This is a genomic window from Pseudomonas sp. SDO5215_S409 (assembly GCF_054071325.1).
On sequence record NZ_JBSVWN010000007.1, the window covers coordinates 58,286 to 84,347 of the forward strand.

General features: G+C 62.6%; 30 protein-coding genes. 14 read left to right on the top strand and 16 right to left on the bottom strand.

The window, feature by feature from the left end; all coding sequences use genetic code 11:
• Positions 1–16: 16 nt before the first annotated feature.
• Together ACW9H9_RS05870 and ACW9H9_RS05875 are read left to right on the top strand one after the other, a co-directional pair.
• Complete coding sequence (locus tag ACW9H9_RS05870; RefSeq protein ID WP_457342259.1) at positions 17–1,294, top strand: aromatic amino acid transport family protein; 1,278 nt, start codon at positions 17–19, stop codon at positions 1,292–1,294.
• Between the two features lie 219 nt (positions 1,295–1,513).
• Positions 1,514–1,831, top strand: coding sequence for a DUF3509 domain-containing protein (locus tag ACW9H9_RS05875; protein ID WP_457342258.1), 318 nt, complete (start codon positions 1,514–1,516; stop codon positions 1,829–1,831).
• Here the strand turns inward: ACW9H9_RS05875 and ACW9H9_RS05880 are convergent.
• The 3 genes from ACW9H9_RS05880 to relB all read right to left on the bottom strand — a co-directional run bounded on the left by ACW9H9_RS05880 (position 1,828) and on the right by relB (position 2,946).
• Positions 1,828–2,316: a phosphate-starvation-inducible protein PsiE gene (locus tag ACW9H9_RS05880; RefSeq protein ID WP_457342257.1), complete on the bottom strand. Its 489-nt coding sequence runs from the start codon at positions 2,314–2,316 to the stop codon at positions 1,828–1,830. The two genes, ACW9H9_RS05875 and ACW9H9_RS05880, sit on opposite strands and share 4 nt — an antisense overlap.
• A 179-nt stretch (positions 2,317–2,495) precedes the next feature.
• Positions 2,496–2,765 carry a type II toxin-antitoxin system RelE/ParE family toxin gene (locus tag ACW9H9_RS05885; protein WP_457342256.1) on the bottom strand — a complete coding sequence of 90 codons (270 nt, stop codon included), beginning with the start codon at positions 2,763–2,765 and terminating at the stop codon, positions 2,496–2,498.
• Positions 2,755–2,946 carry a type II toxin-antitoxin system RelB family antitoxin gene (gene relB / locus ACW9H9_RS05890; protein ID WP_457342255.1) on the bottom strand — a complete coding sequence of 64 codons (192 nt, stop codon included), beginning with the start codon at positions 2,944–2,946 and terminating at the stop codon, positions 2,755–2,757. Before relB ends, ACW9H9_RS05885 begins: the two co-directional genes overlap by 11 nt.
• 264 nt (positions 2,947–3,210) lie before the next feature.
• On the opposite strand from relB, the gene ACW9H9_RS05895 reads away from it, so the two are divergent.
• Positions 3,211–3,471 (top strand): YebG family protein, encoded by a 261-nt coding sequence (locus ACW9H9_RS05895; RefSeq protein WP_457342254.1) that lies wholly within the window; start codon positions 3,211–3,213, stop codon positions 3,469–3,471.
• Between the two features lie 46 nt (positions 3,472–3,517).
• Here ACW9H9_RS05895 and ACW9H9_RS05900 read toward each other — a convergent pair whose 3' ends face one another.
• The gene (locus ACW9H9_RS05900) at positions 3,518–4,243 is read right to left on the bottom strand and encodes a dienelactone hydrolase family protein (RefSeq protein WP_457342253.1); all 726 of its coding nucleotides are present in this window, start codon (positions 4,241–4,243) and stop codon (positions 3,518–3,520) included.
• A gap of 214 nt (positions 4,244–4,457) precedes the next feature.
• On the opposite strand from ACW9H9_RS05900, the gene ACW9H9_RS05905 reads away from it, so the two are divergent.
• Positions 4,458–5,765 carry an acetamidase/formamidase family protein gene (locus ACW9H9_RS05905; RefSeq protein ID WP_457342252.1) on the top strand — a complete coding sequence of 436 codons (1,308 nt, stop codon included), beginning with the start codon at positions 4,458–4,460 and terminating at the stop codon, positions 5,763–5,765.
• Positions 5,766–5,771: 6 nt separating this feature from the next.
• Here ACW9H9_RS05905 and ACW9H9_RS05910 read toward each other — a convergent pair whose 3' ends face one another.
• Positions 5,772–6,791, bottom strand: coding sequence for a Leu/Phe/Val dehydrogenase (locus ACW9H9_RS05910; protein ID WP_457342251.1), 1,020 nt, complete (start codon positions 6,789–6,791; stop codon positions 5,772–5,774).
• Between the two features lie 187 nt (positions 6,792–6,978).
• Here ACW9H9_RS05910 and ACW9H9_RS05915 point away from each other — a divergent pair, with 187 nt between their 5' ends.
• Entirely contained in the window at positions 6,979–7,782 is an 804-nt protein-coding gene (locus ACW9H9_RS05915) for a SirB1 family protein (protein WP_457342250.1), read from the top strand.
• 96 nt (positions 7,783–7,878) lie between these two features.
• On the opposite strand, the gene maiA is transcribed toward ACW9H9_RS05915, so the two are convergent.
• The 3 genes from maiA to hmgA are packed head-to-tail and all read right to left on the bottom strand — an operon-like array spanning position 7,879 to position 11,105.
• Positions 7,879–8,520, bottom strand: a complete 642-nt coding sequence (maiA, locus tag ACW9H9_RS05920) for a maleylacetoacetate isomerase (protein ID WP_457342249.1) — start codon at positions 8,518–8,520, stop codon at positions 7,879–7,881.
• Positions 8,521–8,531: 11 nt separating this feature from the next.
• Entirely contained in the window at positions 8,532–9,818 is a 1,287-nt protein-coding gene (fahA, locus tag ACW9H9_RS05925; protein WP_457342248.1) for a fumarylacetoacetase, read from the bottom strand.
• A gap of 3 nt (positions 9,819–9,821) precedes the next feature.
• Positions 9,822–11,105, bottom strand: a complete 1,284-nt coding sequence (gene hmgA / locus ACW9H9_RS05930; protein WP_457342247.1) for a homogentisate 1,2-dioxygenase — start codon at positions 11,103–11,105, stop codon at positions 9,822–9,824.
• A gap of 119 nt (positions 11,106–11,224) precedes the next feature.
• On the opposite strand from hmgA, the gene ACW9H9_RS05935 reads away from it, so the two are divergent.
• Positions 11,225–11,992 carry an IclR family transcriptional regulator gene (locus ACW9H9_RS05935; RefSeq protein WP_457342246.1) on the top strand — a complete coding sequence of 256 codons (768 nt, stop codon included), beginning with the start codon at positions 11,225–11,227 and terminating at the stop codon, positions 11,990–11,992.
• A gap of 1 nt (position 11,993) precedes the next feature.
• Here ACW9H9_RS05935 and dacB read toward each other — a convergent pair whose 3' ends face one another.
• From dacB to ACW9H9_RS05950, 3 genes are all read right to left on the bottom strand, one after another.
• On the bottom strand, positions 11,994–13,448 hold the full coding sequence (gene dacB, locus ACW9H9_RS05940; RefSeq protein WP_457342245.1) for a D-alanyl-D-alanine carboxypeptidase/D-alanyl-D-alanine endopeptidase: 1,455 nt from the start codon (positions 13,446–13,448) through the stop codon (positions 11,994–11,996).
• Positions 13,449–13,597: 149 nt separating this feature from the next.
• Complete coding sequence (locus ACW9H9_RS05945) at positions 13,598–16,015, bottom strand: TonB-dependent siderophore receptor (RefSeq protein WP_457342244.1); 2,418 nt, start codon at positions 16,013–16,015, stop codon at positions 13,598–13,600.
• Between the two features lie 107 nt (positions 16,016–16,122).
• The gene (locus tag ACW9H9_RS05950; protein WP_457342243.1) at positions 16,123–17,058 is read right to left on the bottom strand and encodes a glutathione S-transferase family protein; all 936 of its coding nucleotides are present in this window, start codon (positions 17,056–17,058) and stop codon (positions 16,123–16,125) included.
• A 420-nt stretch (positions 17,059–17,478) separates the two neighbouring features.
• Between ACW9H9_RS05950 and ACW9H9_RS05955 the strand changes: the two genes are divergently transcribed.
• Together ACW9H9_RS05955 and ACW9H9_RS05960 are read left to right on the top strand one after the other, a co-directional pair.
• Positions 17,479–17,790, top strand: coding sequence for a type II toxin-antitoxin system TacA family antitoxin (locus tag ACW9H9_RS05955; RefSeq protein ID WP_457342242.1), 312 nt, complete (start codon positions 17,479–17,481; stop codon positions 17,788–17,790).
• Positions 17,762–18,307: a GNAT family N-acetyltransferase gene (locus tag ACW9H9_RS05960; RefSeq protein WP_457342241.1), complete on the top strand. Its 546-nt coding sequence runs from the start codon at positions 17,762–17,764 to the stop codon at positions 18,305–18,307. Before ACW9H9_RS05955 ends, ACW9H9_RS05960 begins: the two co-directional genes overlap by 29 nt.
• Positions 18,308–18,505: 198 nt before the next feature.
• On the opposite strand, the gene ACW9H9_RS05965 is transcribed toward ACW9H9_RS05960, so the two are convergent.
• The 5 genes from ACW9H9_RS05965 to ACW9H9_RS05985 all read right to left on the bottom strand — a co-directional run bounded on the left by ACW9H9_RS05965 (position 18,506) and on the right by ACW9H9_RS05985 (position 21,807).
• Positions 18,506–18,787 carry a GIY-YIG nuclease family protein gene (locus ACW9H9_RS05965; protein ID WP_457342240.1) on the bottom strand — a complete coding sequence of 94 codons (282 nt, stop codon included), beginning with the start codon at positions 18,785–18,787 and terminating at the stop codon, positions 18,506–18,508.
• 36 nt (positions 18,788–18,823) lie between these two features.
• Positions 18,824–19,294: a nuclear transport factor 2 family protein gene (locus ACW9H9_RS05970; RefSeq protein WP_457342239.1), complete on the bottom strand. Its 471-nt coding sequence runs from the start codon at positions 19,292–19,294 to the stop codon at positions 18,824–18,826.
• A 109-nt stretch (positions 19,295–19,403) separates the two neighbouring features.
• A complete protein-coding gene (locus ACW9H9_RS05975; RefSeq protein ID WP_457342238.1) occupies positions 19,404–20,021 on the bottom strand; it encodes a DUF1120 domain-containing protein in 618 nt (205 codons plus the stop codon).
• Between the two features lie 195 nt (positions 20,022–20,216).
• On the bottom strand, positions 20,217–20,852 hold the full coding sequence (locus ACW9H9_RS05980) for a response regulator (RefSeq protein ID WP_457342237.1): 636 nt from the start codon (positions 20,850–20,852) through the stop codon (positions 20,217–20,219).
• Between the two features lie 196 nt (positions 20,853–21,048).
• Complete coding sequence (locus ACW9H9_RS05985) at positions 21,049–21,807, bottom strand: response regulator (protein ID WP_457342236.1); 759 nt, start codon at positions 21,805–21,807, stop codon at positions 21,049–21,051.
• 338 nt (positions 21,808–22,145) lie between these two features.
• Between ACW9H9_RS05985 and ACW9H9_RS05990 the strand changes: the two genes are divergently transcribed.
• The 6 genes from ACW9H9_RS05990 to ACW9H9_RS06015 are packed head-to-tail and all read left to right on the top strand — an operon-like array spanning position 22,146 to position 26,060.
• Positions 22,146–22,784 (top strand): DUF1120 domain-containing protein, encoded by a 639-nt coding sequence (locus tag ACW9H9_RS05990; RefSeq protein WP_457342235.1) that lies wholly within the window; start codon positions 22,146–22,148, stop codon positions 22,782–22,784.
• On the top strand, positions 22,781–23,419 hold the full coding sequence (locus ACW9H9_RS05995) for a DUF1120 domain-containing protein (protein WP_457342234.1): 639 nt from the start codon (positions 22,781–22,783) through the stop codon (positions 23,417–23,419). Before ACW9H9_RS05990 ends, ACW9H9_RS05995 begins: the two co-directional genes overlap by 4 nt.
• Positions 23,420–23,455: 36 nt before the next feature.
• Positions 23,456–24,079, top strand: a complete 624-nt coding sequence (locus ACW9H9_RS06000; protein ID WP_457342233.1) for a DUF1120 domain-containing protein — start codon at positions 23,456–23,458, stop codon at positions 24,077–24,079.
• 37 nt (positions 24,080–24,116) lie between these two features.
• The gene (locus tag ACW9H9_RS06005) at positions 24,117–24,740 is read left to right on the top strand and encodes a DUF1120 domain-containing protein (RefSeq protein ID WP_457342232.1); all 624 of its coding nucleotides are present in this window, start codon (positions 24,117–24,119) and stop codon (positions 24,738–24,740) included.
• 42 nt (positions 24,741–24,782) lie between these two features.
• Positions 24,783–25,403, top strand: coding sequence for a DUF1120 domain-containing protein (locus tag ACW9H9_RS06010; RefSeq protein WP_457342231.1), 621 nt, complete (start codon positions 24,783–24,785; stop codon positions 25,401–25,403).
• Positions 25,404–25,436: 33 nt separating this feature from the next.
• Positions 25,437–26,060 (top strand): DUF1120 domain-containing protein, encoded by a 624-nt coding sequence (locus ACW9H9_RS06015; protein ID WP_457342230.1) that lies wholly within the window; start codon positions 25,437–25,439, stop codon positions 26,058–26,060.
• Positions 26,061–26,062 lie beyond the last annotated feature (2 nt).

The following is a 26,062-nucleotide window of genomic DNA, read 5'->3' on the forward strand; positions in this document are numbered from 1 at the left end:
TAACGAGGCAATAACGATGACCGATGTACACACACCTGCTGCCGAAAATCCCGCTGTAGAGCGGCCCCACACAGTGGCCCAAAGCTGGAGCCAACACGACACCACCTGGATGCTGGGGCTCTACGGCACCGCCATCGGCGCGGGCACCCTGTTCCTGCCGATCAACGCAGGCGTGGGCGGCTTTTGGCCGATGATCGTGCTGGCGTTGCTGGCCTTTCCGATGACCTTCTTCGCCCACCGTGGGCTGACGCGCTTTGTGCTGTCGGGCAAATCCGGGGACATCACCCAAGTGGTGGAGGAACACTTTGGCGCGGGCGCGGGCAAACTCATTACCCTGCTCTATTTCTTTGCCATCTTCCCGATCCTGCTGGTGTACAGCGTGGCGCTGACCAACACGCTGACCAGCTTCATGACGCATCAACTGCACCTCACCCCACCGCCCCGGGCCGTGTTGTCGCTGGCACTGATCCTTGGCGTGATGGCGATCGTGCGCTGCGGCCAGGGCGTGATCGTCAAGGCCATGAGCGTGTTGGTCTACCCGTTCGTCGCCGCCCTGCTGCTGTTGGCACTGAGCCTGATCCCCAATTGGAACGGCGCGTTTTTCGCCACGGCCGGTGATGGCATGCCCCTGCCGCTGTTCTTCAAGACCCTGTGGCTGGCGATTCCGGTGATGGTGTTTTCGTTCAACCACTCGCCGATCATTTCGGCCTTTGCCGTGGACCAGAAACGTGTGTACGGCGCGCACGCCGAACGCAAGAGCAGCGGCATCCTGGCCATGGCCCACGCGATGATGGTGCTGACCGTGATGTTCTTTTGCTTCAGTTGCGTGCTGGCCCTGTCGCCGGCAGATTTGGCCCAGGCCAAGGCGCAGAACATCTCGATCCTGTCGTACCTGGCCAACCACTTCCAGACCCCCGTCATCGCGTATGCAGCGCCGCTGATCGCCCTGGTGGCGATCACCAAATCGTTCCTGGGCCACTACATCGGCGCCAGCGAAGGTTTCCAGGGTCTGCTCGGCGGCACGCGCACCCTGCCGCAACGCTGGCTGAACCGCTGCACCGCGCTGTTCATGATCCTTACGTGCTGGGCGGTGGCCACGTTCAACCCCAGCATCCTGGGCATCATCGAAACCCTGGGCGGGCCGGTCATCGCCTGCCTGCTGTTTTTGATGCCGATGTACGCCATCCGCCGAGTGCCTTCACTGCGCCAGTATTCGGGCCAGCTGTCGAATGTGTTTGTGGTGGGGGTGGGGCTGATTGCACTGTCTGCGATCGTTTTTTCCGTAGTGCCCTGAAACAGCCCACCCGAAAAAAGCGGACCGAAGGGTCCGCTTTTTGTTTACCCCGCAAATACGCGCTGGCAAGCGTTACGGCACGACCCTTGCTGTACACCTTCTGAGGAAAACGGATCTTGTGAAAGCCTCGGCGAACGAATGACCGGCGGTCAGGAAACACGAACCAATCCCGACACCGGTCGTCAATGACTGCATGTTCTTATCAGGCGGTAACGCACCATGGACAATCCTTTTCAAATCATCACCGACACCTTCAGCCCCCGCTATCGGGTCAACCTCAGCGTCCAGCGGCTGGACGGCAGCATCATGCTGACCCTATCCGACAAGGACGGTGTGGTGGCCAAACGCATGATCAGCGCCGAACAACGCAACGACCCGCAGCGCCTCAAGCGGCTGGTGCAAAGCGTGCAATTTGGCATCGCCATCGAACAAGGCCACAGCGCCCTGGAGATATTGACGGTGATGACCCAAAGCGACGACCCCACCCTGCTCCAGCGACCGCCCACCAGCCGGCCGCCGTTGAACGCCGGTTTTTAAAGCTCGCCCTTCTCGGTTTCCAGGCCTGCCTCGCCCTTGCGACGCGGGCCTTCGACCTTCACCGACGGAAACGCCGACGAGGCGTAGCGCACCACCAGAATCGCAAACGCCAGCAATAGAATGCCGCCACACAGGTAGATAATCCCCAGGTCTGGCGGGTTGTGGTGCGACACGTTGGAGATCAGCAAACGGGTGAGTGCGGTGATCGCTACGTAGATCAGGAAGCGCACGGGCATGTGGTTGGTCTTGAAATAAATCCCCACCATCGCCCCCAGCTCCAGGTAGATGAACAACAGCAAGATGTCATCGATCTTGATGTGCCCCGCCTCGATCATCTGCAAAAACTCCATCACCGCCGCCCAGGCGGTCACCGCACCAATGGCGAACAGCGCCAGGTAGTGGAAGGTCTCGACGAACAGGTTGCCCAGCGACTCGGCCAGCGAATGCACGCTTTCACGCAGGTTTTCAGCCCAGTTGATTTTCACGATGATGCTTCCTTAGGTCGGCTCGACCGGATGATGCGGGTTGGACGTGACGGTTTTTCTGTATGCAGAAAAAAGGCCAGAGACGGGGTTAGAAGGTGGTGGGGGTTGGGAGGCACGTCGTTGAGTGTTCATGCGCCAACAAAAAACCATCAGTACTTCTCACCCCCACGAGTGAGTACTTATGGATATTGCTGCCGTGAATGTATAACCGAGAGCACCCGAATACTGTCGGTCACTTGGTAGACGACCAGGTAATTGGGATGTACCACCATTTCTCGCGTGCCGCTTACACGTCCGGATCGGTAGAGATGAGGCCTGCGTGAAAGAGCCCGTACCGACGCGTCTATGGCTCGGCTCAGCTCGATGGCGGCGTTGGGATTTCGGTCGCTGATGTAATCAATAATCTGTCGGAGTTCCACCCGCGCGGCGGGTGCCCACTCAATCAGCATCGTCCTTTTTGCGTTTGGACTCGATCAGCGCCTGCATCTGCGCCATCACTTCGTCATGAGCCACTCCAGGGCTTGGATCATCCAGGGCCGCTTGCACTTTGGCGCGCAGCCAACGGTCGTAACTGGCGGCGTGCTCTTCGGACTCTGCCAGGGGAACGCCAGTGGAAAGGGAAGTACTCATAGGGGCCTCCGGGGTCGATGAAGGAGGAGTCTAGCCGCTGAGCTTTGAGGTGTCGTGGCTCACGCGATGAAGTGAGTAACAGAACACGTCGCACTTTGCGCCAACGCGTCCCGGACGGCGAACGATCAGCCGGTGCATCCCTCCCAGATCCCAACTACATTAAAAGGCCATCACCCAAATCCAAAGATTCTCTTGAGTTTTTAACTGTACATAAATACAGTATTTGCACTTTCACCTCTGCACCCTGACGACGAGGCCAACAAAATGGCTGTTGAAACCCTGTATCGCAGTACCCGCGACTTGGAGACTACATTCTTGGATCGCAAACTTGCCGACGCCCACGACCAAATGCTCGAGCTGGCGGAATCGTTGATGGACGTGCTGTTGAAAAATGTCGAAGGCTTGAGTGAAAAGCAGGCCGAAGATGCCGGTATTTTCATGGCCAAGAACCGCGTGGCCTTTGCGGCGGCGTTCAAGAACAATGCGGCGGCGCTGGCCGAGATCGGGCAGGAACAGAGCGAGTGACGCCAAGGGCGGCCGTACCGGAGAGGTACGGCCGCCGGGTTTCACATCAAGCGTTCCACAAGGTCTTGCCGAAGAACGTCAGCGTGCGGTCCCACGCCAGTTGCGACCAGGCGGCGTCGTACTGGGTGCCAGCGATGCGGCCGTCACCAATCGCGGTTTCGTTGGCAAACGCGTGGTGCGCCAGGTAGCGGTGGAAGGTGGCGTCTACACCGGCAGCGTGCAGTTTCGATTCCAGCTCGCCCACGGTTTCGATGCTGAAGAACAGGTCTTGCGTGCCCCAATGCCCGATCAGCGGCGCCTTGATTTTTGACGGGTCCAGGTATTCCAGCGGCGGGAAGCCGTACCACACTACCCCGGCCGCGAGGTCGGGAATGGCATTGAGCGCCAGCAATGTCAGCGCGCCGCCCATGCAGTAGCCGGTCACGCCGACGTTTTTCGACTCGGCCTTGAGGTACTGCACCGCCCCGGTCAAGTCCTGGGTGACGGCGTCGCTGAAATCCAGCCCGTCCATCAGGTGGTGGGCTTCTTCCTCTTCTACGGTGGAGGCGCCGCGATACAAATCGGGCACCAGTGCGCGGTAGCCGCACTCGGCCAGGCGGTCGGCCACGCCCTTGATCTGATCGTTGACGCCCCACCATTCCTGGATCACTACGATGGCCGGTGCGCCTTCCAATACGGCGGGGCTCGCCAGGTAGCCCTGGACCTCGGCGCCGTCCGGACGTTTGAAGGTGATGGTGCGCCCGCTGGCGCGTCCTGCGGTGTGTTTGGACATGCAAACCTCTTTATGAACACGGGTTCAACAACAAGTGATGGGGTTAACCCCGGCCTGTACCACAGTGTGTATAGGCCCTGCGCAGATACATTCCCACAGGGCATACGCCTGTGGATGACACATGGCAGATACATGCCGGCGGTTAAGTGACAAAAGCTGGAAGTTCGCCCCCTACGGACTTGCGCATTCAATCACTCAGGACCCAAAAAACAAAATGAATAACCTCCCTGCCGTCGATCGCCTCACCGTCACCTCCTACACCCACGGCCTGCTCGGCCCCAGCCAGCCCATGCTGGGCCCACTGGCCGATGGCGGCACGTTGATCACCGGCACACCGCCCGGCTGCTGGGGCCCGATGATCACACCCGCGTTTGAAGGCGGGCATGAAGTGACCCAGCCGGTGGCGATTGCTGGCGCAGAAATCGGTGACGCCGTCGCGCTAAAAATCACACGCATGCGCGTCACGTCCCTGGCGACGTCTTCGGGGGTGATGAGCTTTGTCGAAGGGCGTTATCACGGCGATCCGTTTGTCGCCAAGTTCTGCTCCAACTGCGGGCAGGAGCACCCGGCCAGTCATGTCGAGGGCATTGGGGAAGACGCGATCCGGTGTAACGCGTGCGGCGCGGAGGTCAGTGCATTTCGCTTCAGCAACGGTTACGTGATCGTGCTGGACGACGAACACAAGGTCAGCCTCACGGTCAACCAGGAGATCGCCGACCGCCTGGCGGGCAAGGCGTCGCAGATGTCGGCGCTGCCCGAGCTGGCCGCCCAGCACTCGATTTTGTCCCTGGCCCGCGCCGACCTGCCGGGCCTGGCCGCGCACATGCGACCGTTCCTGGGCAATATCGGCACCACGCCTTCACGGGACTTGCCCGATTCCCACAACTGCGCCGACTTCGGCCAGTACCTGGTCGGCGCGCCCCACCGCTATGGCATGAGTCATGAAGAGCTCCATGCGGCAAAAACCGATGGCCACATGGACACCAACTCCGTGCGCGAAGGCTGCATTTTGATCTGCCCGGTCAAGGTGCCCGGCGCCGGGGTGTACATGGGCGATATGCACGCCCAGCAGGGCAACGGCGAAATCGCCGGTCACGCCACCGATGTGTCAGGGGAAACCGAGTTGAGCGTGCACGTGATCAAACACCTGACGATCGACGGCCCGATCCTGCTGCAAAACCTCGACGACCTGCCGCCGATGGCCCGGCCGATGAACGCCACGCAACGCGCGCACGTCAAGGCGCTGGGCGAGCGCTGGGGCCAGGTCGAGATCGAGGACAACGCGCCCATCACCTTTATTGGCAGTGGGATAAATCTCAACGTCGCGACAGACAACGGCCTGGAACGCGCGGCCGCCGTGACCGGCCTGTCGCTGGATGAAGTGCGCAACCGCGCCACTCTCAACGGTTCGATTGAAATCAGCCGGCTGCCGGGCACCGTGCGCGTCACGATCCTGTGCCCGCTGGCCATCCTGGACCGCATCGGCCTGGGCCCCTTGGTGCGGGAAAAATACCAGCTCTGACGCGTGTCAGCGGTACAGCAGGCGCTCCGCCAGCTCATCCGCCACCCGGGCGGGTGAGCGCTTTTCGGCCTGGGCATGGGCGAAGATTTCGGTCAGCCGCGCGCCGATGCTCGACAGGTGCGCGGTGATGGTCGGCAGTTCGGCACCGCCATGCTTGAGGGCCACGTAGATCAGCCCGCCCGAGTTGATCACGTAGTCCGGCGCGTAAAGAATCCCACGCCCTTCCAACTGATCGGCGACGTGCAGGTTGGTCAATTGCGCACTCGCCGACCCGGCCACTGCCGCACAACGCAGCTGTGCAACGCTCTGGCGATTGAGCACCGCGCCCAGTCCGCAGGGAGCGAGGATGTCGCACGGTGTGCTGAGCAACGCATCGTTGGCAATCGGGTGCGCGCCCAGCTGTTCCATGGCCAGTTGCACCTTGCCGTGGTCGATGTCGCTCACCAGCAACTCGGCCCCGGCAGCGTGCAGTTGTTCGGCCACCGCATACCCCACGTTGCCCAGGCCCTGGATCGCCACGCGCAAACCTTCGAGGTTATCGCTGCCCAGCCGCGCCATCGCGGTGGTGCGGATGCCGGCGAACACGCCCATGGCGGCATGGGGTGAGGGGTCGCCCGCGGCAGTGGTGCTGGTGACAAAGCGGGTGTGCTGGGCGATGCAATCCATGTCGGCCACCGAGGTGCCGCTGTCGACGGCGGTCACGTAGCGCCCGTCCAACTGCTCCACGCAGCGGCCAAAGGCCTCGAACAACGCGGCACGGCTTTGCACATGGGCGGGCCGCAGGATCACCGCCGTGCCGCCGCCCACCGGCAACCCGGCCAGCGCGGCCTTGTAACTCATGCCTTGGGCCAGGCGCGCAGCATCGGCCACGGCGCTTTCATCGTCGGCATAGGGCAGGTAGCGGCACCCCCCAAGGGCGGGGCCCCGGCGGCTGTTGTGGATGGCAATGATCGCTTTCAACCCGGTGGCCGGGTCGGTGCTCAGGTGCAGCGATTCAAGGCGGGTGCTGTGCATGAGCGCAAACATCGTCAAGCTCCCGAATCACTTCTGGTAGGCGGCAAGTATAGGACCGGTGCCGAAAGCTTGCCTGAAGCACAGGGGAATAAGCCCACAGGTTTTGCAGGCTTTAGGACATAAAAGAGTAGGACGCGTGCCACGGCACTGGACGAATTTTCCCGGCAGGGCTAAAACGTGACATCCGTCGGAGAACTTGATGACCCCTCGCCAAGCCTTTTTCGCCTGCCTGGACCGCTCCCCGCCCGCGCTGTTTGAAGCCGCGCTGTGGATAGCCGCCGAGCACGATACGGCCCTCGTGCCACTGCATGTCCTGCAGGAGATGAACGTGCTGCAACAGCGGATCAGCATCAGCCTGCCGCTGCTGCCAGCAGACGAGCTGGGCCAGCCCCTGCTGCGGCGCATGAATGACCTGGGCTTTGCCCAGGATGACGACACGCCGCTGCGCCCCGCCGCTGCCCTGCTGGACAAGGTGTTGCTGCGCAAACGCGGGCAACCGCTGGCACTGGGCCTGATTGCCCTGGAACTGGCGCGGCAATTGGGCATACCGCTTGAGGGCGTCAATTTTCCCGGGCATTTTCTGTTGCGCGTGCGCGGCGCCGACCACCTGCTGGACCCCTGCGGCGGTCGGCGGCTGTACCCCAAGGACTGCCGCGAGCTGCTGCACCGCCAGTACGGCCCCGACCTGAAGCTGTCCGCCGAGCACCTGCACACCGCCCAGCCGCGCGCGATGCTGCAACGCCTGTCGCGCAATTTGCGCCAGTTGCACCAGGCCAACGACACTCCGCTCGACGCCCTGGTGGACGCCGAACGGGTACTGGAACTGGGCAACGCCAGCGCTTCCGATTACCTGGCCCGGGCCAGCCTGTACCAGCGCCTGGACTGCCCGAACGCCGAGCGCTTTGACCTGGAACACGCCCTGTTGCTCAGCGAAGATCCCGTTCAGCGGCTGCGCCTAACCGAGCGGCTGGGGCACCTGCCGCCCAACTCAGTGGTGCATTGACCCCGACGCCTTGAGGAGGTCCCCGGTGGCCAGCGCCGGGCATCGAGTGCCGTACGAAAACTGGCGATCGGGTTGTGCACCGCACAGGGCCGGCTTTTAGTGTGATGGGGTGTCCGGTTGGTGGGCAGGATGCGCCTGGATAAACGCCGGGTGCTGCGCCGCCAGGGCAGCGACCCGCTGGATGCGCGGCCACGCGTGCAGCGACACTTTGAAGCGCTCGGCGGCGTACACCTGGGGAATCAAAAACACATCCGCCAGGCCCGGCGCCGCGCCAAAGCAATACCCCGCGTCGCCAATCAGTTGCTCTACCGCCGCCAGGCCCTGGTGAATCCAGTGCCCCACCCACTCCAGCACCTGCGCCTCGTCATGCCCCCATTGGCGCAGCAGGTTTTGCGTGCTGGAGTTGTGCAGCGGGTGAATGTCACAGCCGATGATCGACGCCACCGCCCGCTCGTGGGCACGGGCCACCAGGTCCTGGGACAGCAGCGGCGCCTGTGGATAACGTTCTTCCAGGTATTCGATGATGGCCGGCGATTGAATCAACAGCTCGCCCTGATCGGTGCGCAACGCTGGCACCCGGCCCTGCGGGTTGATCGCCAGGTACTCGGGCTGGCGGTTCGCGCCGCCCGGGGGCACCAGCAAATTCACCGGCAGCGCGTTGAACTCCAGGCCCTTGAGCGCCAGCGCGATGCGCACCCGGTACGAGGAGGTGGAACGGTAGTAGGTGTAGAGTTCCATGCCCCGCCCCCTCAGCGCGCCGCGACCACGGTGCCGCGGCATTCGCCGAAGCCGATGGAGGCATACCCTTCGCGGCTGGCGCGGGCGCGCAGGATGATTTCGTCGCCATCTTCGAGGAATTTACGCACCTCGCCGCTGGCCAATTCGATCGGCTTTTTACCGCCCTCGGTGATCTCCAGCAGGCTGCCGAACTGGCCCGGCCCCGGCCCCGACAAAGTGCCCGAGCCAAACAGGTCACCGGCCTGCAACTGGCAGCCGTTGACGCTGTGGTGCGCCACCATCTGCGCGACGGTCCAGTACATGTGTTGAGTGTTGCTCAGGGTCAGCCGATGGGGCGCCAGCTGTTGCTCACGCATGCGGGCCGTGGTCAGCAGCACTTCCAGTTCGATATCGAATGCACCGCCCTCCTGGTCGCGTTTATCCAGCAGGTAGGGCAACGGCTGCGGATCACCGTCGGGCCGTGCGGGCTGGGCTTTGCGAAACGGCGCCAGGGCTTCGGCCGTGACCACCCAGGGCGAGACGCTGGTGATGAAGCTTTTCGACAAAAACGGCCCCAACGGCTGGTATTCCCAGGCCTGGATATCCCGCGCCGACCAGTCATTGAGCAGGCAGAAACCGGCGATGTGCTCGGCGGCGTCGCCGATGGCAATCGCATCGCCCATGGCATTGCCCTGGCCGATCCAGATGCCCAGCTCCAGCTCGTAGTCCAGGCGCGCGCAAGGGCCGAACACAGGCTCGGTCTGGCCTGCGGGCAGGGTCTGGCCTTTGGGGCGGCGCACCTCGGTGCCCGACGGGCGAACGGTGGAGGCGCGGCCGTGATAGCCAATCGGCACGTATTTGTAGTTGGGCAGCAGCGGGTTGTCGGGGCGGAACAGTTTGCCGACGTTTTGCGCGTGCTCGATGCCCACATAAAAGTCGGTGTAATCGCTGATACGCGCGGGCAGGTGCAGCTGGCAATCCGCGGCGCGATGCAGCCACGTCGCGGCCTGGGATGCTGCGCTGCTGCCTTCGGCCAGCAGTGTCAGCAAGCGTTCGCGCAAGGCCACGCGCGGGCCACGGCCCAGTTCGAAAAAGCCATTGAGTTGACCGCCCGCGGTCGCTTCCACGGCGCGCCGGGCCTCACCGTCAAAAAGCGCCAGCGCCGCGTGCAAATCGACGATGCAGTCCCCAATCGCCACGCCACTGCGCGGCGCGCCGCCGTCAAGGCTGAACACCCCCAGCGGCAGGTTTTGCAGCGGGAAGTCCCGGTGACCGTTGGCAGATTCCACCCAACTGCGGGTGAGGTTTGGCTGTGTCATGGGTTATCTCCGATGGGGGTTGAAGGTGGCGGGCAACGAGGCCCAGCACGCGTCATAAGCGGGTTGCAGCTGCGGGCATTGCAGCGCGAATTGAGTGGGGCGCAGCACCTGGCTGGTTTCAAACATAAAGGCCAGAGTGTTGTCGATTTTGTGCGGGGCCAGCTCGGCGTTAATGGCTTTAGTGCAGCTTTCGCCGTCCGGGCCGTGGGCGCTCATGCAGCTGTGCAGCGACGCGCCGCCGGGCACGAAGCCTTCGGCCTTGGCGTCGTAGGCGCCTTGCAGCAGGCCCATGTATTCGTTCATCAGGTTGCGGTGGAACCACGGCGGGCGGAAGGTGTTTTCGGCCACCATCCAGCGCGGCGGGAAGATCACAAAGTCGAGGTTGGCCAGGCCGTGCACGCTGGTGGGCGAGGTCAGCACGGTGAAAATCGACGGGTCGGGGTGATCAAAACTCACGGTGCCCAGGGTGTTGAAGCGGCGCAGGTCGTATTTATACGGCACGTTGTTGCCATGCCAGGCCACCACGTTCAGCGGCGAGTGGTCCAGCTCGCACGCCCACAGTTCGCCGAGAAACTTCTGCACCAACGGAGTGGGCTGCTGGAGGTGTTCGTAATGGGCGACCGGCGCCAGGAAATCGCGGGGGTTGGCCAGGCCGTTGCTGCCGATGGGCCCCAGGTCTGGCAGGCGCAGCGGCGCGCCGTGGTTTTCGGCGACGTAGCCACGGGCCTCGGCGTCGAGCAGTTCAACACGAAATTTAAGGCCTCGGGGCAACACGACGATTTCCAGCGGCGCCACCTCCAGTACCCCCAGTTCGGTGGCGATGCGCAGGCGGCCCTGCTCGGGAACGATCAGCAACTCGCCGTCGGCGTTGAAGAACACCCGCGTCATCGAACGGTTGGCGCAGTAGTGGTAAATGCTGATGCCCGACGGTTTTTCCGACGCGCTATTGGCAACCATGCCGACAAGCCCGTTGACAAAATCCGTGGGTTCAGCAGGCAGCGCCAGCGGGTTCCAACGCAGGCGGTTCGGCGTGACCGCACCCAGCGGGCCACCGGCCAGTTGCCGCTCGCACTTGACGAACGCCGGGTGGTTGGCCGACGGCTGAATGCGGTACATCCAGGTACGCCGCGCTTCGCTGCGGGCCATGGTGAACGCCGTGCCGGAAAACAGTTCGGTGTACAGGCCGTAAGGGGCTTTTTGCGGGGAGTTCTGGCCAACGGGCAAGGCGCCCGGCAGGGCTTCGCTGGCAAATTCATTGCCAAAGCCCGATTGGTAAGCGAGGTCCATGGATCATCCTCTGTGCAGAAGTTGTTTTTATCGTAATCCAGTTACGCTTAACGTAATTTGCCCACCCTAACCCGTCAAGCTATAAAGACGCCCATTCATCTCTTGGATTCTGGTCTTCCATGGAAAAGCCGAAACAAAAAGTCCGCTCGGCCGAAGTCGGCACCGACATCCTCAAGGCCCTGGCCGAGCTGTCGCCCGCCACCTCGTTGTCGCGCCTGGCCGAACACGTGCAGATGCCGGCCAGTAAGGTGCACCGCTATTTGCAGGCCTTGATCGCCTCGGGCTTTGCCGAACAGAACAGCGCCACCAACCACTACGGCCTGGGCCGCGAAGCCTTGCGCGTGGGGCTGGCGGCACTCGGGGGCCTGGACGTGCTGAAAGTCGCCGCCCTGCCGCTGGCGCAACTGCGCGATGAGTTGAATGAAACCTGCTTTCTGGCGGTGTGGGGGAACCAGGGGGCGACCGTCGTGCACATTGAACCGGCCGTGCGTGCGGTGACGGTGGTGACGCAATTGGGCTCGGTGTTGCCGTTGCTCGGCTCGTCCACCGGGCTGGTGTTCGGGGCTTACCTGCCCACGCGGGAAACCGTGGACTTGCGCGCCCAGGAGATCCAGGCCGGCACCGCCCATACCCTGGTGGACGAGCAGGCCTATGCGCAGGTCTGTGAGCAGATTCGCCAGCGCGGCCTGCACGGGGTGCATGGCCTGCTGATGCCCGGGGTGGATGCATTGTCGGCGCCGGTGTTCAACGCCTTCGGGCAGGTGGTGGCCGTGTTGACGGTGGTGGGACCGACCTCGTTGTTCCATGCCGACGAAGACGGCCCGGCCGCCCGGCACCTGCAGGCCGCCGCCCAGGCCGTGAGCTGGCGCCTGGGCTATCAGCCCTGATTCAGGGGGCTGCCTGCGCCAATGCCACGGCGACGCGGTTCTCCAGTGCCTTGAGCTGCGCGCCCGTCGCCGCGTAATTGTTGCTCATCATCGCAAATACCAATCGCCGCCCGTTCGCATCGGTGAGGTAGCCGCTCAACGACGACACCCCCTCCATCGAGCCCGTCTTGGCGTGCAGGTTGTTTTGCGCGGGCGTGTCGCGCAGGCGGTTGCGCAGGCTGCCGCCGACCATGCGCTGCGGGTTGCCAGCGATCGGCAACGCGTTGTACCAGGCGTCGAACCAGGGCTGCTTGCGGGCGACCAGCAGCAGGTCGGTGAGGTCTTGCGCCGACACCAGGTTGCGCCGGGACAAGCCGGAGCCGTCCACCTGATTCAACATCGCCGGGTTCAGCCCCTGACGCTTGAGAAAACCCGCCACCGCTGCCGCTCCGGCCTCGGCAGTACCGGCGTTGGCGGTCTTGCGGCCCATGGCCTTGAGCAGCGCTTCGGACATGTTGTTATTGGACAGTTTAAGCAGCGGCGTGATCAGGTCCTGCAACGGCGCCGAGTCATGGCTGGCCAGCACGGTGGCCGTGGCCGGGGTGGTTGCGCCGAATAGCCGGCGCCCCGACACACTGATGCCCTGTTGCGCCAGCGCCTGTTCAAACAGGTTGGCCACCAATTGCGTCGGCTCCCACACACTGACCAGTTGCTGGCGCTGCTTGCCGGGCGCGATGGCGCCGCTCAGTTGCAACAGGTTGGTGCCGTGCAAGCGGTTGAGGCTGTAGCGCTGCCCCGTGCCACTGACGGCGCGGTTGCTCAGTTGCAGGTAGCCGGTGGGCGGGTTGATCGCGACGCTCACTGGCTGCCCGACGATGGCCGGTGCCTGGGCGATGACCAACACGGTGCCGGCATCGAAATCGGTGTTGGGGGAAACGGTGAGCGCGGAAATCTGCGCGCCGTAATAGGTGGTTTCATCGTCCTGGGCCCAGTCCACGCCCAGCCGCTCGGCGTCAAACCAGGTGTCGTCAAACACCAGGTCGCCCTGCACCTGGCGAACCCCCTGGCTCGCCAATTGCGCCGCCAGCGCCTGGTAATCGGCCCACTGAATGCTTGGGTCGCCCAGGCCACGCAGGTACAGGTTGCCGGTCAGCCGCTCACCCTGGCGCTGGCCGCTGCCCAGCAGTTGGGTAGCGAAACGGTACTGCGGCCCCAGCACATCCATGGCCGCAGCGGTGGTGAACAGTTTGAGGTTGGAAGCGGGGGTCAGGCGGGTTTGCCCATTGTGTTGATACACCGTGTTGCCGCTGCCCGCCTCCCGCACCATCAGCGCGACGCTGGCGCCTTGCAGGGCCGGGTCGGCCAGCAGGCGGTCAAGGTGTGCGGTGGTCGAGGTCGTCGACGGTGTGGCGCAGGCGCCCAGGAGCATACTCAAGCCCAGCAAACCGCTGGTGTGTAGCCATCGTCCAAATTGCATCAGTGTCGTGTTTCCGCAAAACCATCAAGGCCGCCACGCTAGCAGGTCCATCGGCGGGTGGCGACGCTCATCTGTAACACGGTAGGTGGCGGGCAGGCCGCCATCGTTCACGGCCCACCCCGGCGTTTGATGGGCCTGTGCCCTCAGGATCAAAAACTCAAGGTGCTGGACACCGACACCTGCCGCGCATCGCCCATGGACACAAAGAACCGGCTGACCGCCGAGGTGTAGTAGGTCTTGTCGAACAGGTTCTTCACGTTGAGCTGGAACTTGACCTTCTGCCCTTCGATTTTGGTGTCGTAGGTGGCAAACGCATCGGCCACGGTGTAACCCGGCAGTTCAAAGCTGTTGGCCGCGTCCCCTGCCCGCTCGCCGATATAACGGGCACCGGCGCCGACGCGCAGTTGGTCGCCACCGATCAGGCTGCCGAAGTCATACACTGCCGAAAGCGAGCCGGTATTTTTCGCGACGTTTTGTAGGCGGTTGCCTTTGAAGGCCGGGTCTTCGGTCACTTCGGCATCGGTGTAGGCGTAGCTGCCGATCAGGCTCCACTGGTCGGTCAACTGGCCGCTGGCGTCCAGCTCCAGGCCACGGGAACGCACCTTGCCAGCCACGCTGTACACCGAGGTCAAGCCGTCGCCCACCTGCACCAGCACGTTGCGTTTATCAATGTTGAACAGCGCCGCGCTGGCGGTGATACGCCCGGGAATGTCGAGCTTGGTGCCCACTTCCCACGCTTTGGACTGCTCGGGCTCCAGGCTGCCGTCGAGCACGGTTTTGTTGGCCAGCGGCGCGATGGTGGAGTTGGGTTTGAATGACTCGGTGTAGCTGCCGTAGAACGACAACTCGTCGGTGTAGCGGTACACCAGGCCCGCACGGGGCACCCACTTCTGGCCATTGCCGTCGGTGTTGGCGGTGAACGGCACGCCTTTGCCCGCGTACTGGTCGTACATCTGGTAGCGCGCGCCGCCCACCAGAATCCACTGGTCGGTCAGGTGGATCGCGTCCTGGAAATACACCGAGTCGCTGCGCAGCAAGTCGGTCTGGTTGCTGTCGGGCGCGCTGACTTTGGTGCCGGCCACTTCGCCATCGTAGTTGGGGTTGTTGAAGTTGAAGGTGCCCCGTGGCGCCTGGCGAATCAGGTCGGCACGGTAGATCTTGCGGTATTCGTCGTCCAGGCCAAACGTCAGGTCGTGCTGCATGCCAGCCACTTGCACCTTGCCTTCAAGGCTGGCGGTGGTGAAGCGGTCGGTGGTCAGCGCGCCTTTGGTGCCGTCCATGCTGCGGGTCAAGGTGCCGTTGGCGTTGACGGCGGCGACGCGCACCTGGCTGGCGTCGTAGGTTTCCCGGTTCCAGCTGTAGCCAAAGTGGGCTTTCCAGTTGTCGTTCAGGTCATGGTCCGCCTCGAAATGGTAGAGGTCGGAGCGGCCTTCCATGTTGTTGAACGGCTCATCCAGGCGGCGGGTGGCAGGGATGTCCAACGGGTGGTTGGTCTTGGGGTCGATGGCGGTGCCCCGGTCGAACGGTGAGAGAAATTCCCGGTGCTCGTAGGCAAACAGCAACTTGGTGGTATCGCCGTACCAGGCCAGGGACGGCGCCACCAGGCTTTCACGGTGGGTGCCGAAGTTGCGCCAGTAATCTTCGTCTTCGTGGTCGACGATCAGGCGATAGGCCAGGCCGTTGTCGCCGAGCGGGCCGGTGGTGTCGAGGTTGCCGCCGCTGCCGTTCTTGCCGTCGCCAAAGGTCGAACCGCGTGCCGTCAACGCGGTGGACTGGACCAACTCGGGCTTTTTGCTGACGATATTGACCACGCCGCCCGGGTCCTGGATGCCATACAACAACGACGCCGGGCCCTTGAGCACTTCGACGCGCTCGGCGGTGGCGTTGAGCGCACGGCCCTGCACCACAGGCATACCGTCTTGCATGATCGAGCCATTACGGTTGTCACCAAAACCGCGCAGCATCACCGCGTCCTGGGTACTGCCCAAGGTGTTGGCCTGGGTGATGCCGCTGATGTTGTTCAACGCGTCATCGAGGTTGCGCGGTTGCTGGTCGCGGATCACCTGAGCAGAAACGACGTTGACGGTTTGTGGGGTTTCCAGCAACAGGCCGTGGGAACGCATCACCGAACTGGTAGGCGGTGGCTGGTAACTGGTGGTGGTCGACGGCTGGCTGGCACCGCTGATGGTGGTGGCACCGAGGTTCACCGCGCCTTCGGCCGGTACGGGCTCCAGGGCCAGGGTACGGGCGTCGATCTGGCGGAAGGTAAAGCCCGAATTGCCCAGCAGGCGTTGCAAGGCCTGGGTCGCGCTCATCTGCCCACTGACCGCCGGGGCGTTGAGGCCGTAGGGCGCTTCGTCGGTGTAGATCACACTGATCCCGGTAACCCGGCTGAAATCGCTCAGCGCCTGAGGCAACGGCTTGGCGGCCAGGGCAAAGGTGAACTGCGCGCTTTGCTGCTGCGCATCCGCCGCCTGCGCCACACACAGGGGCAGCACCGCCAGCCCTGACACCGCCAATACCGAGGCTCCCAGCCACTGTTTAACCGAACCCGCCGACTTTGCCATGCTTGAGAACCCGTGTAGAGAACGCTGTTAATGCGAATAGATCGCAGTTTCAAGCACTACACGGATGGCCCGCCGGTTTACCTCACCTGTGTTTGAAAATAATTTGTTTATTGCGCTTCGATGCGAAACCCCATGCGCGGGAAATGCACATGCACAGTGCCGCCGCGCGCATCGGTGCGCCGCAGGATCAGCGCTTCACGGCCGGCAAACAGCAACTCGCCAGCAACCGGATCTACCCCATAATCGGTGGCGGCGATGGTGACCTGCTGGCCGGGCTTGAAGCCGTTGGGGTCTTCAAACACCTCGTCTGGCAAAGGCGCGGGCGTGGCCGTGCGGGCGATGTCCAGGGCCTCGTCGGCGGTCATCGGGCTGGACGTGCCATGGCCAAACGCAGCGACCCGCGCCAGCCACGCACTCACCGCCGGATAACTGTCCACCAGCAGCGCAGTCACCGGTGACCCCATCAAAAACCACAACGGATGGGCCAGGGCGAAGTCGGCAATCGAGGGCTCACCAAACAGAAAGCCCCCCGCTTGCCCCTGCAACTGTTGGTCAACACGCCCAATGATCACCGGCCATTGGTGCCGGGCCTGGTCGGCCTGCATGCGGGAGGCGCTGCCGCCGGTGAACAACTTGCCGCGATCGGCCACCAGCGCCTCAAGCGCCTGCGGTGGAACCTGGGCGAACCTCACCGCCGCCGACGCCGGCTGGAACACCAGCGCCACGGAATGGGGAAACACCACGGCGTCGGCCCAGGCGGCAAAGCCCTGCGCCACCAGTTCAAGGCCTTGGGGGAACAGCGTCGGCGAGGCGTTTTCCTGCTCCAGGCGGCGGGCGATCAACGCCGTGTCGCAATAAATATCGGCGCCCACCTGCAACACCGGGGTCTTGCGATAACCGCCGGTGAGCGCGGTGAGATCAGGCTTTGGCATCATCGGCGCGATATGCACCGAGCGCCAGGACAAGCCCTTGAACCCCAGGATCAAGCGGACTTTTTCTGCGAACGGGGACTGGGGGTAGTGGTGGAGGATCAGCTCGGGCATTTTTTAGATTCCAGTGGCAAATGGGCTGAATGGCCCATTAAGACAAGTCTTTGTCATCATTTACACAGCACCAAAATCGGCTTTTTCAACCTAAATATCCGCATTCTTTAACGAGAAAATCCAGATTGCCTCTTCCGGCCAGATCAGCCAGGCCAGCATGCGCATACCGCGTCGACATGACCAGGAGAAAGCGCAAGCGTACGGCTATTATACGTACACCTTGACAGATCATTTCCGTACGGTCAATATCCGTACCGCAAGGAAAACTCAGACTTTAAAAATCTTAGACTCTAGAAATCTTTAAACCAAGTGAGGCAACCACTGTGATTAAAAAAGAACCTTCCAGGGCTCGAAAGCGAGTCGGAACTCACCTGACTCCTTAAAGGAACAAATCATCGAAAAACCTAAGTAGGTATGTCCATGAAAACGTTAGACAAGACATTAAAACCAGCAAAAAGTGCAAGACTCGAAATAAAAACCACTGAATTTGCAAAGGAGCGAATTAAACAAGCCGCCTCCATTTCCGGATTAGATATGACGGCCTTCATCATCGCCTCCGCGTTTGCCAAAGCAGAAGAGGTCATTGAAAACCACAGGAGAATAGAGCTATCAGAAACCGCCTTTAACCAACTACAAGCCATTCTTGCTGACGCTGAAACAGCCGCACCTACCAGTGCCCTACTTAAACTAATGAGAGGTGAGCATGAAAACAAACGGGATGCCAACATGTGAAATTGACGGCAATCTGCTTGCCAATTTCGAAAAATATAATTATTTCAAGACATTCGCCTCCGGTGTCGACGTAATTGACTCGTACTACAGGGGCAGCCTCAAACGTGCTCTGAAAAGCGAGAATATCAACGCTATCGGAGCTATTGCCCCGTCCGGGGACGTGGTGGGTTTCTGCACGCTGACGCTGGCAGATATCGAGAAAGCGATTGCAAAAAATGCAATCAGCGATACCAACCTGCCGTCCAGAGTATCGGTCATCAGGTTGGTGATGCTTGGGGTTGATGAAAAATATCAGGGGTTGGGCATAGGCCAACAACTTCTCATGGAAGCGTTCAAACAAGCGGCACGGGTCCACAAAGAAATCCCTATCAAAGGCGTTTATTTGGACTCAGCCCCCAATGCTGTTTCCTTTTATGAACAGCTTGGCTTTAAGAAAGTTTCCGCGCCGGATGTGAACCAAAGCACGCCAATGCTGCTCCCAATCAAAGTCATCTTAAAGGCTATTGCAGCGTGTTAGTCACCCGTTGATGGGCAACGGTGGTGTTAACAACTTTCCTGTATCGCTATCAATGTAACTCTGTTGGCCAGAGTTCCTTCGATAGCGAGGCCAACAACATGACACGCAAGCACTTGCAGGGAAAGAGCGCAGATTTCTCCCCGGCTCTGATGCGCAATACCCAGCCGCGCTTGAAACGGCGTCATCAGACCCCGTCGATCAGACCAACGCCCCACTCGCCGCCAGGCACTCCTTGGCACTCTTCTTGAGTTTCTTGATCAACCGCTCCTGGCGCAGCGCCTCGGCCTTGCTCGCGCACACTTCGGTGTACACCAGCGCCACGGCCGGGCTGGAGAGGAAAAACCGCGCGCCCTTGCCGCTCTGGTGCATGGCAAAACGGCGCACCGGGTCGTTGCTGATGCCGCAATACAGCGAGCCGTTGGCGGCGCGTACCAGGTACACGTACCACGGCTTGGGTGGGGTTTGAGCGGGAGTCGTCACGGGCGGGGTCGGCAAGCCAAAGGGGCGCCAATCTTATCAACGACTCGCCTGAAATGCCTTCAAGCCTTTGCGCGCCTGGGTGCGTACGGCGTTTTGCACCAACGGCGTCCACCCAAGCAGCAGGCCCTTGGTGCCCAGCGCCTGGCGGGACCAGCGCCACAGGTCAAAACGGTCGTGGTGTTCGCAGATCTTGCCGTCGCGAAACACGAAACGCGCCTGGATATCGTTGACCACGGTGTTGCCCGTGGCGCTGAACAGGTAGGTGGCCACCCAATGCGCGCCGCCGCTGTGTTCGTCGCTGCGTACGTGGTCGAACGTCAGGGAAAAGTCTTTGGCGCGGGTGGTGAGCATGCGCCACATGTCGCCCGCATCGGCCCCGCGCAGTTCGCCAAACGCCGGGTCGCTGAACACCACGTCGTCGGTGTAGCAGGCGGCCATGGCGTCGGCGTCCAGGCGTTGGAACGCTTGGTAGAAACGGGTGATCAGGGCGTCGTGGGCATCACTCATGGGCAGGCTCCGGCTCATTATTGTCAGGCGTGCACGATAGTCCGCGCACGCGGCGAACACCATGGGTATTCATGACAAGAATGATGCCGACGCCTGGGGGCTGGTGCGTTTACAGGTAGACGATGTCCAGGGTGGCGCTACCGTCCAGCGGGATGTCCTCGGTGCCGATCTTCGGCCGACTGAGGGTGGTTTGCACGATGACGTCCGTGGTCAGGCTCTGCACCGCGACAGGGGTGCTGTCCGCGTTGCGGCTGACCGAGCGCATCCAGCCTGGTTGCCAGATCTGGTCGCCGACAATCCCTTGCCAGCTCACCCCGTCGGGCGACTCCACGACAGGCACCGCCTCACCGTCGGCCAAGGTGTTGGCCGTTTTCAGTTCGTAGTACCCAAGCTTCTGCCCATCGCCGCTCATGCCCAGGCCGAAAACCAGCCCGAGATGATCGGCAGTGCCCTCACGGTTATCCGTGGACTTGAACGCCATCAGCGTTGCGCCGTCGCAATTGACCGCCAATTGCACGGTGACGGGGCGTAACAGGTTTCGCGAACTTTTCAGGTCACTGATGGAGATCTTGCCATGATCCACCACACCGCCCTGAGACAACACCGGCGTACACGCCGACGGGGTAATGGTGCCTTTGACACTCAGGTCGACACTGGAAGCGGCCAGCCCATGGGTGGAACTGGCCATCAAGAGCGCGGCAGTGGCCGCGGTCAGAGCATATTTCATCGTTAGAGACTCATTTGACAAACGCACTCAAGCACACGCCCGGCGTTATGCGTCTGGCGGACTGTGTGTGCGCTTTAGGGACTTGGGATGTCGGTTTTATCAGTCGCACCCTTTTATGCAGCGGTGCGTACAGGTCACAAGTTAACGTGTTGACCTCGGCAGTTGAATGCAACTAATACGAATGAACTTATTCAACTAAGGCACCATGCCGGCATCCCGCGCATAGGCATATAAGTCCACGTCGGTGGAAATACATAAGCGGTTCATCGCAGTACTTTTCTGTTTACTGATCGTTGAAATGCTGCGGTTGACCCGGGCGGCGATCTGGCTGACGGTCATGCCGCTGGCAAGCATGCGCACCACCTCCTGCTCCTTGCCCGACAAGGTGGGGGTTTGCGTCGGTTGCGACAGCCCGGCCTGGTCCAGTTGGACGCGCAGGCACTCGCTGACGAACGTGCGCCCCTGCACCACCGTCTGCAACGCCTCGGGCAGCTCGCGTGCCGATGCGCTCTTGGCCACCACGCCGCGTGCACCGTGGCCCAGCGCGGCGCGCAGGGTGGCGACGTTGGCAAACATGGTCACCAGAATGACCGGCAACCGCGGGTATTGGCGGTGCAACAAGCCCAGCAAGCCATAACCGTCGGCCTGTTGGTCGCCCGGCATTGCAAAGTCGGTGACGATCACGTCGCAGGGTTGGCTGGCCACCAAGGCCAGCAGTTCATCCGGGCCATTGGCCTCGCCTACCACCCTGCATTTACCACTCGCCTCGATCACCACTCGCTGTCCGACACGGACGATAGGGTGGTCGTCAGCAATAATTATGCGAAGCATTGGTAAGTCCCCATGATGGCAATTAGTTAGCAGTCAAAATACCTTGACCGTCCGGCTGCAACAACCGGCAATAACATCGCTGAATTGCGTGTACGCCTTATTCCATGGGGCCTGTAAGTAGGCCTACAAAATAAAAAGAAATGACATACAGAAAAGTACTACACAACAGAGGGATAAATTCCTTCAACAACTCCACTTAGAGCTTACTCAAATATTCCAAATATCTTTCAACTTCCTGTCGGAAGTTCTTCAAGTCAGCTGCGCTACGGGGCACCCCGACACGGGCCACCTGGGCCATCAGCGCCGCGGCCTGAGACTCGAACTGCGCCGCGCCAAGAAACGCCATGCTGCCCACCAGGCGGTGCGTGCACTGCCCCATCAGTTGCGTATCCTGACGCGCTTCGGCATAGGCCAGGTGGGCCAGGTCTTCCCGGGCTTCGAGCAACAGGCTCGACAGCAACGACTCGACCACCGCCCACGAACCAAAAGTGGCAATCAGACTGGTGCGGCTGGGCGCGGGGTGACGCGGGGGCGGGCTCGTGTGATCGGGCGCAGGCGCGTGTGGGGGCGCCAGCCAATAGCGGAACACCTCGCGCAGTTGATCCAGGGTGACCGGCTTGGGCAAGCAGCCGTCCATGCCGCATTCCACGCAGCGCCGCACCTCCTCGCCCCCCAGGCACGCGGTCAAGGCCATCACCGGCACCCGGGGCAGGCCCGCCTCACGCTCGCGCCGGCGCAGTTCGCGGGTCATGGCGTACCCGTCCATGACCGGCATGCGGCAATCGCTGATGACCAGGTCAAAACCGCCACCAGCCATCGTCTCCAGGGCCACCGCGCCATTCGCGCAGGTCACATGGGGCACACCCAGCCTTTCCAGCAGGGCACTCATCAACAACCGATAGGTGAGCTGGTCGTCCACTACCAGAACCTGGACGTGCTGCCATTGATCTCGCACTGCAACTTCCCGTGCCATAACGCCGCGCTTGCCACGCGCAAGAACAGCGCAAAAAAGAGCGCGGAACATAGCCCAGAGGGGCTCAAACAACGATACAACAACTACGACATGCGGTTTTTTTCAACGCTGTCGCACGCTACCCCCCTGCACCGACACGCGTAAGTTCCCGGGGCCGGGGACAATCGTATTAGTTGCATTCACCTCGCGGGTTCCCGGCGATAACTTTCCCCCCGCTTTACAAGAACCGCGCGTGCTCCCTGGATCCCCCTAAATCCTGCGAGCAAGTTTGCCGCGCCCCCTGATATGTCCCTGAGTCCCTGCACAGGAATACCGTTCACATGAAAGCCTCTCTCGCAGCCCTGGCGGGCACGCTGCTGCTCATCAGTTGCCCCTGGGCCCTGGCCGCCAGCAGCACCGACCTGTCCGTCAAGGGCACCATTACGCCCAGCGCCTGCACACCCAGCGTGAGCAACGGCGGCACCGTCGACTACGGCAAGCTGTCCTTCAAAGACCTCAAGCCCACCAGTTGGACGACGCTTGCGGACACGATGCTGCAGGTGCGCATCAGTTGCGAAGCCGTTACCCGTTTTGCCTTGCAGCCCCGCGACAACCGCCCCGAACACCCAGCGCCCACCAACCCCAACATGTATAGCCTGGGCATGGTCAACGACAACGTGCGGGTGGGCGGCTACTGGATGTACATCTTCCGGCCCGTGGCCGACAACCGTCCCGTCAGCGCGCTCAGGTCCGCTGACAACGGCCAGACGTGGACGATCATCACACCGGGCATCGCCTGGACACCCGGCGCCCTCACAAGTTTTGGCGATAACTGGTCCGGCGTACTCGCTCCCTGGCCGGCCAAGGAGCTGACCTTCGACCTGCGTATCAACCCAAGCATCGCGCCGACGCAAACGCTGCCTGCCGACCAGCAAATGCCGCTGGACGGTTCGGCGACCCTGGACCTGGTTTACTTGTGATCAAGACCGCCCAAGGCGCTGCACTCACCCTGCTGAGTGCACTGGCCCCCCACGCACTCGCCGCCAGCAGCACCGACCTGCGCGTCGAGGGCCTGATCACGCCCAGCGCCTGCACCCCGTCCCTGACCCGCGGTGGCGTGGTGGATTACGGCAAGTTGGCCGCCAGCGACCTTTTGCCCGACACCTCCACCTGGCTGGCGCCCAGCGTCTTGCAACTGGCGGTGAGCTGTACGGCGCCCACCCTGTTCGCCCTGCGCGGCCGGGATAACCGCCCGGGCACGGCGCACAAGGATGACGGCTATGGCTACGGCCTGGGCCTGATTAACGGTGATCAGAAGCTGGGCACCTACCTGCTGACGGTGCGCAACCCGCTCGCCGACAGCATGCCGGTACAGCCTCTGATGTCGCTGGACGGCGGCGCGTCCTGGTGGCTGGTGCCCGACGGCACCTGGCTGGTGGCGCATCAACTGGCGGCGTTCGGCAACCGCGCCACCGGCACGCCCGCGCCGATACCGCTGCAGGCGCTGACCACCGAGTTGCACATCGAACCCAGTATCGCCCCGGCCAACAGCCTGACGTTGACCGGGCAAGTGACGCTGGACGGCTCCGCCACGGTGGACGTGATCTACCTGTAACCCAACGGTTTCATTCACCCACAAGGATTTGTGCCCATGCAGAGATACACCCCCGCCGCCCTGGCCCTGCTGTTATCCACCGGCATGCCGGGTGCCCAGGCCGCCAGCCAGACCGACCTGAGCGTCACCGGCATCATCACCCCCAGCTCCTGCACGCCAGCGCTGTCCGGCGGGGGCGTGATCGACCACGGCAAGCTCACCGGCGCCGACCTGGATCGCGACCTGCCCACTCGCCTGCAAGCGGGCGAGATGCAGCTGACGATCGTCTGCGAGGGCGCCACGTTGTTCACCCTCAACACCGTGGACAACCGCGCGGGCACGTCGGCGATCAACCCGGCCCACCACGGGCTGGGCATGGTCAATGACGACCAGAAACTGGGCAGCGTGGCGCTTGGTTTGTTCGAACCGATGGCCGACGGCGTGGCGGTGTACAGCGTGCTCTCACGCGATGGCGGCGCCAGTTGGGGGCCGTCCTCTTACCTGGGTCACGCAGGCCTTACGGCGTTCGCCACGGCCAGCGACACCAGCCGCCCTATCGCCTTGCAAGACCTGTCCGCCCGCCTTCGCGCCTTTACCGTGATTGCGCCGGCCAGCGACCTGACCCTGCTCGATGAAGTGCCCATCGACGGTCAAATCACGCTGCAACTGAAGTACTGGTAAGCCTTTTTTCAACCCCCCTGGACCCTGGAGTTTCATCATGCACATGCCCTTCAAACCCCTCCTCGCCGCCGCGCTGCTCGCCAGCGCAGGCAACGCGCTCGCCGCCTCCAGCGTGGACCTGACCGTCAAAGGCCTGATCACCCCGAGCGCCTGCACCCCGGCCTTGTCCAACGGCGGGGCGGTGGAGTACGGCAAGATTTCGGCCAAAGACCTTCAGCCCGACCGCCCCACCCCGCTTGAGCAACAAATCCTGCAGCTGACCGTGAGCTGCGACGGCATGACCCTCATGGCCCTGGAAAGCCAGGACAACCGCGACGGCACCGACTTCAACAACGACAGCATGGAGTTCGGTCTGGGCCTGATCAACGGCAACGAAAAACTCGGCGCCATGCAGCTGCGCCTGATCTCCCCGGTCGCCGACGGAGTGCCGGTGCGCACCATCGGCTCCGAAGACGGCGGCAACACCTGGTTCACCGAACGCTACCTGATGCGTCACCTGCTGTTGTCGGTGGCCGACGCCAGCACCGTGGCGCCCATGCCGGTGCAAGCGTTCAGCGCCGACCTGTACGTGACACCCCGAATCGCCCCCACCAGCGGCCTGACCCTGACCAACGAAGCGGCCATCGACGGCTCGGTCACCCTGACCGTGCGCTACCTGTAACGGCATTCCCTGCCCTGCCTGAACAATAAAGGTGAAATCACCATGAAAACATTTCCCGCCCTGCTGCTGACCACCCTCATCGCCACGGCCAGCAGCACTGTGTCCGCCGCGTCCAGCGTGGACCTGACAGTCAAGGGCCTGATCACGCCCAGCGCCTGCACCCCTGGCCTGTCTGCCGGTGGCGCGGTGGACTACGGCAAGGTGTCGGCCAAAGACCTGAGCCCCACCGCCAGCACCCACCTGGGCTACAGCGTCCTGGACCTGACCGTGGCCTGCGACGCCGCCACCCTGATGGCCTTCGAAGCCTTCGACAATCGCCCAGGCTCCGCCCCCGAACCCACCGACAGCTTTGGCCTGGGCCTGGTCGACGGGCACAAGCTGGGCAGTTATTCGCTGCGCATGCTCGACCCTGTCGCCGACGGCGTGGTGGTGCAGACCATCGCTTCGGACGATCGCGGCCTCACCTGGTTTGCCGAGCGCACGATCATCCCGCTGGCGTATCAGTCGGTGGCCTCGGCGTCTGACGCGTCCGCACCGATCCCGGTGCAAAACCTGCAAATGGGCCTGCGGTTCTCGACCTACATCGCGCCCACGCAGGACATGGACCTGAGCAACGAAATCACCCTGGACGGTTCCGCCACGCTGCAGATCGTCTACCTGTAAACCTTAACCCCGGGCCCCGGTAACCACGACACCATGAAAAACGCGATTGCACACCTGCTTGCCACGCTCTGCCTGTTCGGTCACAGCGCGCTGGCGGCCTCCAATGCCGAACTGACGGTGTCGGGCCTGATCACCCCGCATGCCTGCACGCCGCTGTTGTCGGCCGACGGCATCGTCGACCACGGCAAGGTGCCGGCCCGCAGCCTCAACCAGTACGAATTCAGCCAGTTGCCCGCCCGGGCGCTGGACCTGAGCGTGAGCTGCAACGACCCGGTGCTGTTTGTGCTGGTGGGTGTGGATAACCGCGCCGGCTCCTCACTGGGCCCGGGGTTTTATTACGGCCTGGGCACCAATGTGCATGCGCCCACCGAGCGCCTGGGCACGGTGTCGCTGGCCATTCGCAACGTGGTGGCCGACGGGCAACCGGCGCTGGTGCTGGCCTCCAGTAACCAGGGCCTGACCTGGTTTCCCGAGTCCAATGCCTACCCGGACAACTACATGGGTTTTGCCCGGCCCGGCACGCTGGTGCCCGAGGCCCATCGGCTGGTCACCGCCACCTTGCACGTCACCACCGCCATCAACGCCGCCGCCTACCTGACGCTGGACCAGGCCGTGCCGCTGGATGGCTCCATCGTGCTTGACTTGAGGTATCTCTAACC